Below are 8,152 nucleotides of genomic sequence, written 5' to 3'. Positions count from 1 at the left end.
GCATCAGCATCAGCATCGGCATCGGCATCGGCGTCGGCGTCGGCTTCGGCGTCGGCATCGGCTTCGGCATCGGCATCCGCATCCGCTTCGGCATCCGCATCCGCATCCGCATCCGCATCCGCATCCGCATCCGCATCGGCATCCGCATCCGCATCAGCATCGGCATCAGCATCAGCATCGGCATCGGCATCAGCATCAGCATCGGCATCGGCATCGGCATCAGCATCCGCATCGGCGTCGGCATCGGCATCGGCATCGGCATCAGCGTCGGCATCAGCATCGGCGTCGGCGTCCGCGTCGGCATCGGCATCGGCATCGGCATCAGCGTCGGCGTCGGCGTCGGCATCGGCATCCGCGTCGGCGTCGGCATCGGCGTCAGCATCGGCATCCGCATCGGCATCGGCATCGGCATCCGCATCAGCATCGGCATCCGCATCGGCATCCGCATCAGCATCAGCATCGGCATCAGCATCAGCATCAGCATCAGCATCGGCATCGGCATCGGCATCGGCGTCAGCATCGGCGTCGGCGTCGGCATCCGCATCAGCATCGGCATCGGCATCGGCATCGGCATCGGCATCCGCGTCAGCATCGGCATCCGCATCCGCATCCGCATCCGCATCGGCGTCAGCATCAGCGTCCGCATCGGCATCGGCATCGGCATCAGCGTCAGCATCCGCATCGGCATCAGCATCGGCATCGGCATCGGCATCCGCATCGGCATCGGCGTCGGCGTCGGCATCGGCATCCGCGTCCGCATCGGCATCGGCTTCGGCATCGGCATCGGCATCGGCGTCCGCATCAGCATCCGCATCCGCGTCGGCATCAGCATCAGCATCAGCATCAGCATCAGCATCAGCATCGGCATCGGCATCAGCATCAGCATCCGCATCAGCATCAGCATCAGCATCAGCATCCGCATCAGCATCAGCATCAGCATCGGCATCAGCATCAGCATCAGCATCAGCATCAGCATCAGCATCGGCATCGGCATCGGCATCGGCATCGGCATCGGCGTCGGCATCGGCATCGGCATCGGCATCGGCATCAGCGTCGGCATCGGCATCAGCATCAGCATCAGCATCGGCATCAGCATCCGCATCGGCATCGGCATCGGCATCGGCGTCCGCGTCGGCGTCGGCGTCGGCATCCGCATCCGCATCCGCATCGGCGTCGGCATCGGCGTCCGCATCAGCATCCGCCTCGGCATCCGCATCCGCATCCGCGTCAGCATCGGCATCGGCATCGGCATCAGCATCCGCGTCGGCATCGGCATCCGCGTCGGCGTCAGCATCGGCATCGGCATCGGCATCGGCATCAGCATCCGCGTCAGCATCGGCATCGGCATCGGCATCGGCATCGGCGTCAGCATCCGCGTCGGCATCGGCATCGGCATCGGCATCGGCATCCGCGTCAGCATCGGCATCCGCATCCGCATCCGCATCCGCATCGGCGTCGGCATCGGCGTCGGCATCGGCATCGGCGTCGGCGTCGGCATCCGCATCGGCATCGGCATCGGCGTCGGCGTCGGCGTCGGCGTCGGCGTCGGCGTCAGCATCAGCATCGGCATCCGCATCCGCATCCGCATCCGCATCCGCATCCGCGTCAGCATCGGCGTCGGCGTCGGCATCAGCATCAGCATCCGCATCCGCATCAGCGTCGGCGTCGGCGTCGGCGTCGGCGTCGGCATCAGCATCCGCATCAGCGTCCGCATCAGCATCCGTATCATCGATGTCCGGAGCAGTTACTTGGGTCGGGCCTGATTCGTTTTCTGCAGCGTCGGTCAGCGTTACCGCGATGGTTTCGCCGTTGACTTGTGGGGTGGTGAGCACGACTTCGAAGGTGCCGTCGGTGCCAACGGTGCCGGTGCCGATGACGTTGCCATCGGCATCCTTGAGGGTGACCGTGGTTTCTGGCTCGCCTTTACCGGTGACGGTGGTGCCATCGGCGCTCACCACCAGGTCGGTCGGTGGTGCAGGGGCGGTGGAGTCGTCCGCGACGACAGTCGCCGGGGCCGAGACGTTGCCTGCGCCATCGGTGAGTGTTGCGGTCAGGGTTTCGCCATTGGTTTGTGGCGTAGTCAGCACAACTGCGAAATTGCCATCGGGACCGACCGTTCCGGTACCAATGATGTTGCCATCGGCATCCTTGATGGTGACGCTGGTGTTGGGTTCACCTTTACCGGTGACGGTGGTGCCATCGGCCATGACAGCCAGGTCGGTCGGGGCATCGGGAGCTGTGATGTCCCGCTCTTCGACGACGACGGTGTGGGCGATGACGTCCGCTGGCGCGGACACGTTGCCGGCGGCATCGGTCAGCGTCGTGGTGAGGGTTTCACCGTGGTTTTTCGGGGTGTCGAGCGTAACCACGAAGGTGCCGTCGGCGCCGACTGTACCGGTGCCGATCACGTTGCCGTCGGCATCCTTGATGGTGACGATGGTGTTGGGTTCGCCTTTGCCGCTGACGGTGTTGCCGTCGGTGCTGACCGCAAGATCAGTCGCGGCCGCCGGAGCGCTGGTGTCGCTGGCGTCGACGCTGGCCGGTGGCGAGACGTTGCCCGCCGCATCGGTCAAGGTGGCCGTCAGGGTTTCGCCGTTGGTTTGCGCTGGGGTCAGGGTGACGACGAAGTTGCCATCGGCGCCGACGGTGCCGGTGCCAATCACATTGCCATTGGCATCCTTGATGGTGACCGTGGTGTTGGGTTCACCCTTGCCGCTGACGGTACTGCCATCAGCACTGACGGCCAGATCGCTCGGTGCGGCGGGGGCCGTGGTGTCGCCCGCGGTGATGGTGCCGGGAGCAGAGACGTTGCCCGAAGCGTCAGTGAGGCTGACCTCGACTGTTTCACCATTGGTTTGCGGGGTGTCCAGGTTGACCTGGAAGTTACCATCAGCGCCGACCGTGCCCGTGCCGATAACGCGGCCACTGGCGTCCTTGACTGTCACCGTCGAACCCGGTTCGCCGCGACCACTGAGTACCGCACCGGTGTTGTCGAAAGCCAGGCCGGTAGGGGCGTCTGGAGGCGTCGAGTCGGCGTCACTGCCACCGCCACCGCTGCCCCCATGTCCACCAAAGAATATTGCTGCGGCACCGCCAACACCCAGCAGGCTCAACCCCCACGCCAGCCAGTCTGGCGTGGTGCTGCCCGCCGCCGTAGCGGCCATCAGGTCTTCAAGGGTGCCGATTTCGCCAAAGGTAAAACCGGAATACGGCGAGGAGTAGCTCCCCAGGAACAGGGTTCCGTCGTTGTCCTCCAGGACCAATTGGTTGGGTTCGCCATCGCTGCCGACCACAAAGAAGTTATGGACCGTGACCGTGCCACCGGACTTCAGGGTGATGACCAGATTCTTGCCCGACTGCTGCATCGACTGGACGCTGCTCGGGCTAATGGGCACTTTTACAATACTGGTTCCGTTCAGGGCGACATTACCGAACGTTTGTTCGGTCGCCGCCCCCGTCGCCTTGTCGACAATTACAATATTCTTCATCGCACACCTGTTTTTTATTTCAGCTAGTCGAATCCCATAACAAAATCGACTCGAACGCGTGCGCAGCTTCTTAAACAGAGGCTGAGCATTCGTATAAGCGAAAGTTATGTAAAAGTTTTAATCCAGAAGTAGTACTCAACCCACACCGGAGCGCTCACTGGGTGCCAGGTGTTTAACCTGGCCAGCACGTGGGAAGTTGGACTTGCACAGGGGAGTTGCAGCGCCATGCTGCAAGGGCATCAAGCGGAGGAACCAGCGCTTGCGGAGGGGGTTGATCACCGTAGACGCTCCCTGTCTTTTGCCCGTCATCGGGAATCGCATCCTTTCGTAAAACGTATCCAGCACGCCTTTGAAAAGCTGCAAGAAGTAAGCAAAAACCGTCGTGATAGAACTTCCCAGCACACTGAAAACGGTTCGCTTACAAGGATACTAACCAGCAAAAAGTTGGCGTCAAAGAAAAAAGTTCACGCCGTCAATACCCACATTAAAACAACGGCGAAGAAGATTGGGCGCGAATGTTTCGAGAATTAAAAGGAGAAAATACTGGGTGATAATTTCATTATCATAAAATATTACTGAAGGAGATTTTCAATACCTTCGAAGAGCAAAATCATGCACAAAGCATTAAGCATTTAGACTTGTTACATTTGGAAATATATTTGTCGAGCGGTTCCAGGCCAGCACAGGACATACACTCGACCGCGCTGGCCGATCAGACCTCGAACCGACTCACCGTGCCCGCCCCAAAAAACCTTTCATGCTGCCTGCGGAACAAAAACCGTCCGGCGACCACCAACATAAGAAGGGCTGCGCAGCTCACGGAAGTAGCAGTCAAGCGCAGCAACAGGCGTCGTTTGCTTCGACCCTGACCATGGCGTACCCCAAGGGACGGCATGCCGGGGGTCATTCCCTGTATGGAGATAGAGAAAACATGAGAGTCCTGTCGTTGTTCGGCACCCGCCCCGAAGGCATCAAGATGGCCCCATTGGTCCATGGCCTGGCCGGTACCGAAGGCATCGAGAGCATTGTCTGCACCACCGGCCAACACCGGCACATGCTCGACCAGGTGCTGCAGTTATTTGATATCAAGACCCACCACGACCTGGACGTGATGCTCCCAGGACAAACCCTCAATGGCCTGTTCGCGCGCTTGATGACCCGGGTCGATGCCCTGCTCGAAGAGGTCAAGCCCGACTGTGTGCTGGTGCACGGCGATACCTCCACGGCAACCGCCTGCAGCCTGGCCGCGTTCCACCGGCGCATCCCGATCGGGCATGTCGAGGCTGGCTTGCGCACCGGCGACCTGACCCAGCCGTTTCCCGAGGAAATGAACCGGCGCGTGGTCGACGTCATGGGCAAATGGCTGTTCGCACCGACCGTGACCTCGCGCGACAACCTGCTCAAGGAAAACCTCGAAGGCCGTATCTATGTCACCGGCAACACGGTGATCGATGCCCTGGAGCTGACGCTGCGCAAACTCGACCACAACCCGGACATGGAGGCCAGCCTGGCCGCGCGTTATGCCTGGGTCGACCCGGCACAACGCCTGGTGTTGGTGACCGGTCACCGCCGCGAGAATTTCGGCGCTGGTTTCATCCAGATCTGCTCGGCCCTGGCGGAGCTGGCCAAGCGTGAGGATGTGCAGATCGTCTACCCGGTGCACTTGAACCCACAGGTGCGCGACGTCGTGATGTCGACCCTTTCCGGCCTGCCCAACATCCACCTTATCGAGCCGCTGGATTACCTGGATTTCGTCTGGTTCATGCGCCGTGCCTACCTGATCCTCACCGATTCGGGCGGTGTTCAGGAAGAGGCCCCGCACCTCGGCAAACCGGTGCTGGTGATGCGCGACACCACCGAGCGCCCGGAAGCGGTGAGTGCCGGAACGGTGACACTGGTCGGGACTCGCAAGGAACGCATTGTCAGCGCCGTGCAGACCTTCCTCGACGACGCCGAGCACTATCAACGGGTGGCTCACAGCGTCAATCCCTACGGTGACGGACACGCCACAACACGGATCATTTCGGCACTCACCGGCCGCCAATTCAGTGAGTTTGATCCACCCATCCCGGCAATCCGCCCGACCATCGGCTAAACTGAATAGTCAAAATTACGGCGCGCCAAACCAAAGGCGCACAAAATAATAAAATTTACACCAAAATATTGACACATGACGTTGCGGCACTCCACAGTGTGGGTGCCAATGCGGGGATGGATCCAAAGCTGCCACAGGGACAACCAATGGCCATTTGCCCCTCCTGCACTGACAGTTACGTTCGAGCTCATGCCGGCCCGTTTGTCAGATCTGTATTCCAGCTTGTGTCCAAGCTGAGCACCGCCACTGAGCCCGTGTACTTCGCTTGCCCGGCACTCACGCCATCTCCCCCGAGGACGTGAATGCGCAGGACAGTCGTGAACTTTCACTTTTCAGATGCGGCCGATAACCACGCATGAATACTCCTACGAATCGCCAGCAGTGCCTCACCCTCCTCAAGCAGGTCGTACTCGTCGCACCTTTCGCCGCGCCGCTGTTCGCCATGGCATCGCCCGGCAGCGATGCGTTGCGCACACTGGCCCAGGACGACTGGGTGCAGCGCAGCGTTTCGCTGGCCGACATGGGCATCACCAACCCGGTGGTGCTGCAGGAAAGCGACAACCACCAGTCGTTCTACCTGCCAGTGCCCAAAGGCGTTGCGCTGGATGCGGCCTCGATCAACATCCAGGGCAACTTCATCAAGGGCGAAGAAGCTCCCGCGGCCCTGCGCCTGTCGGTCGACGGTCGCCCGTTGCATACCCAGAGCGTGACCGAACGCGCAGGGGACCTGGCTAGGCTGCTGCCAGTCGAAGCCCGGCGTCATGAGTCCGGTTTTGTCGATTTCACCATCGACTGGAGCTCGCCCAGCGGCCAACGCCTGTGCGAGCCCACCCGCCAGAGCAGCAATGTACTGACCCTGTCGCCCGACACTGCGCTGACCTATCGCTATTCGATGCGTGGCCTGAATACCCTGGCCGATGCCTGGAGCACGCTGCCGGGCAAACCGGTGATCCTGATCGCCGCCGGCAAGCTGGAGCAAGCCAGTTTCGACAGCACCTGGCGCCTGGGCGTGGCCCTGGAACGCAACGCCAAGCGGGCCCAGGTCAAAGCCTTCCCGGCCGTGGGCGACGTGGTCGCTATCGACCAACTGAACATTCCCGGCGCCTTGAGCACGGTCGCGCCGTTCTCTGCGCTGACGGGCAAAGACCGCCACACCCTGGCCAACGCCGCCGAACTCGGCGCCTTGCTGGTGCTCGACGCACCCGCGACCCGGGCTGACCTGGCAATCGCCGACGCCGCGCTGGTCGGCCAGATCAACACCGCGCTGGATGCCCTGCGCGATCAATTGCAAAACGATGAAGACGCGGTCAAGGCCCTGGGAGAATGGCGTAGCCGGCATGCCAGCGCCGCCCAGAAAGTCCCCGGCAGCCAGCAGATTCAACTGACCAGCCTCGGCCATCAAGCCGTGATCAGCGTGGCCGCCGACGCCGGGGCCAAGGCCGCTGGAGTATTCGATTCGCACTGGCGCAACGTGCTTGTTTCCGCCGAGGCAACCATTCACCAAGCCGGTGAAACCGGGGACGGCAGTGACCGTGAACTGCGTGTCGGCACACTCGGTGGCTCGACCACCGCGTTTGATGTGGTGACCCGTGGCGAGTGGAACGCCGTATTCCCGCTGAGCGCGGTGGCCGTCCAGGGCCGGATGCCCGGCGAGCTGATTCTGGATGTGGCCGCCGCACCAGGGGCGTCGATCACCCTGCCGGTGGCTTCGGTGCTGTGGAACGGGGTCCTGCTCAGTGCCAAGCAACTGAAGGCCGACGGCAAACCCGAGCGCCTGACCGCCCGTGTCCCGGGCTATGCCCTGGGGGTGACCAACAACCTGCAGGTGCGCTTCCAGCGCCAGCCGGTCTCGCCGAACTGCGCCGAAATTCCCCAGGGATATCCGGTCAACGTGTTGCCGAGCAGCTACCTGCGCTCCTCCGATGCCGAGCCGGACGGCACCTTCGTCGGCCTGCTGCCATTGCTGGCAGGCAATGCCCAGGTAATCGTGCCGAAGACCGCCCTGGATACCCCGGCGGCCAACCTGCGCCAGATCATTCGCCTGGCCAGCGCCGCATCGATATCACCGGTCAATGCCGAACTGACCCTGGCCGACAGCAGCCAGCCGTTCAAACCAAGCAAGCCATTCCTGTCACTGGATGTGCCGCTGGAAGGGGCCAAGCCGCTGATCGATGTCAAAGACCTGCAGCGCTTGCGTGCCGGTGGTGACGACAAACGCCTGCTTGACCTGACCGGTCCGCAACCGCTGAGCGCGGCGTCGGTGGTCGACTCGAACAGCCAGCACGGGGTGGTCTGGTATGCCTTGGGCGACCAGGTGCTGACCCCGGGGGCACCGTTCGTGTTCAACCAGGGCAACGCCGTAGTGCTGGGTGTGGACGGTCCGCTGACGTGGGTCGATACCTCCGAGCCTGGGCTGGTCCAGTCGATGGGCCTTGGCGAATCGCCGTTCCATCAGTGGCGCAAGTACCTGGCGTGGGCCCTGCCGCTGTTTGCTGCGGCCCTGCTCGGTTTGCTGGTACTGGGTGTTCTGGCGCGTCGCCACAAAAAGAAACAAGGCTTGTAACGACCA

General features: G+C 62.2%; 4 protein-coding genes. 3 read left to right on the top strand and 1 reads right to left on the bottom strand.

Going from position 1 to position 8,152, the window contains the following annotated elements; all coding sequences use genetic code 11:
* Nucleotides 1-3,488, bottom strand: a 3,488-nt coding sequence (locus tag CKW24_RS28045) for an Ig-like domain-containing protein (protein WP_143501283.1), incomplete at its 3' end; no start/stop codon positions are given.
* A gap of 225 nt (nt 3,489-3,713) precedes the next feature.
* Between CKW24_RS28045 and CKW24_RS28040 the strand changes: the two genes are divergently transcribed.
* From CKW24_RS28040 to CKW24_RS24130, 3 genes are all read left to right on the top strand, one after another.
* Nucleotides 3,714-4,019: a hypothetical protein gene (locus tag CKW24_RS28040; protein ID WP_143501281.1), complete on the top strand. Its 306-nt coding sequence runs from the start codon at nt 3,714-3,716 to the stop codon at nt 4,017-4,019.
* Nucleotides 4,020-4,419: 400 nt separating this feature from the next.
* Nucleotides 4,420-5,583, top strand: a complete 1,164-nt coding sequence (wecB, locus tag CKW24_RS24135) for a non-hydrolyzing UDP-N-acetylglucosamine 2-epimerase (RefSeq protein ID WP_095170894.1) — start codon at nt 4,420-4,422, stop codon at nt 5,581-5,583.
* A gap of 355 nt (nt 5,584-5,938) precedes the next feature.
* Nucleotides 5,939-8,146: a hypothetical protein gene (locus CKW24_RS24130; protein ID WP_095170893.1), complete on the top strand. Its 2,208-nt coding sequence runs from the start codon at nt 5,939-5,941 to the stop codon at nt 8,144-8,146.
* Nucleotides 8,147-8,152 lie beyond the last annotated feature (6 nt).

Source organism: Pseudomonas sp. Irchel 3H3, from assembly GCF_900187635.1.
Lineage (GTDB): Bacteria > Pseudomonadota > Gammaproteobacteria > Pseudomonadales > Pseudomonadaceae > Aquipseudomonas.
This window is presented reverse-complemented; position numbering and strand designations above follow the sequence as displayed.

Bases quoted from the DNA above. Each gene is read 5' to 3' on its own strand.
- CKW24_RS28040 (WP_143501281.1), top strand. From the start codon at position 3,714: ATGCTGCAAGGGCATCAAGCGGAGGAACCAGCGCTTGCGGAGGGGGTT.
- wecB (WP_095170894.1), top strand. From the start codon at position 4,420: ATGAGAGTCCTGTCGTTGTTCGGCACCCGCCCCGAAGGCATCAAGATG.
- CKW24_RS24130 (WP_095170893.1), top strand. From the start codon at position 5,939: ATGAATACTCCTACGAATCGCCAGCAGTGCCTCACCCTCCTCAAGCAG.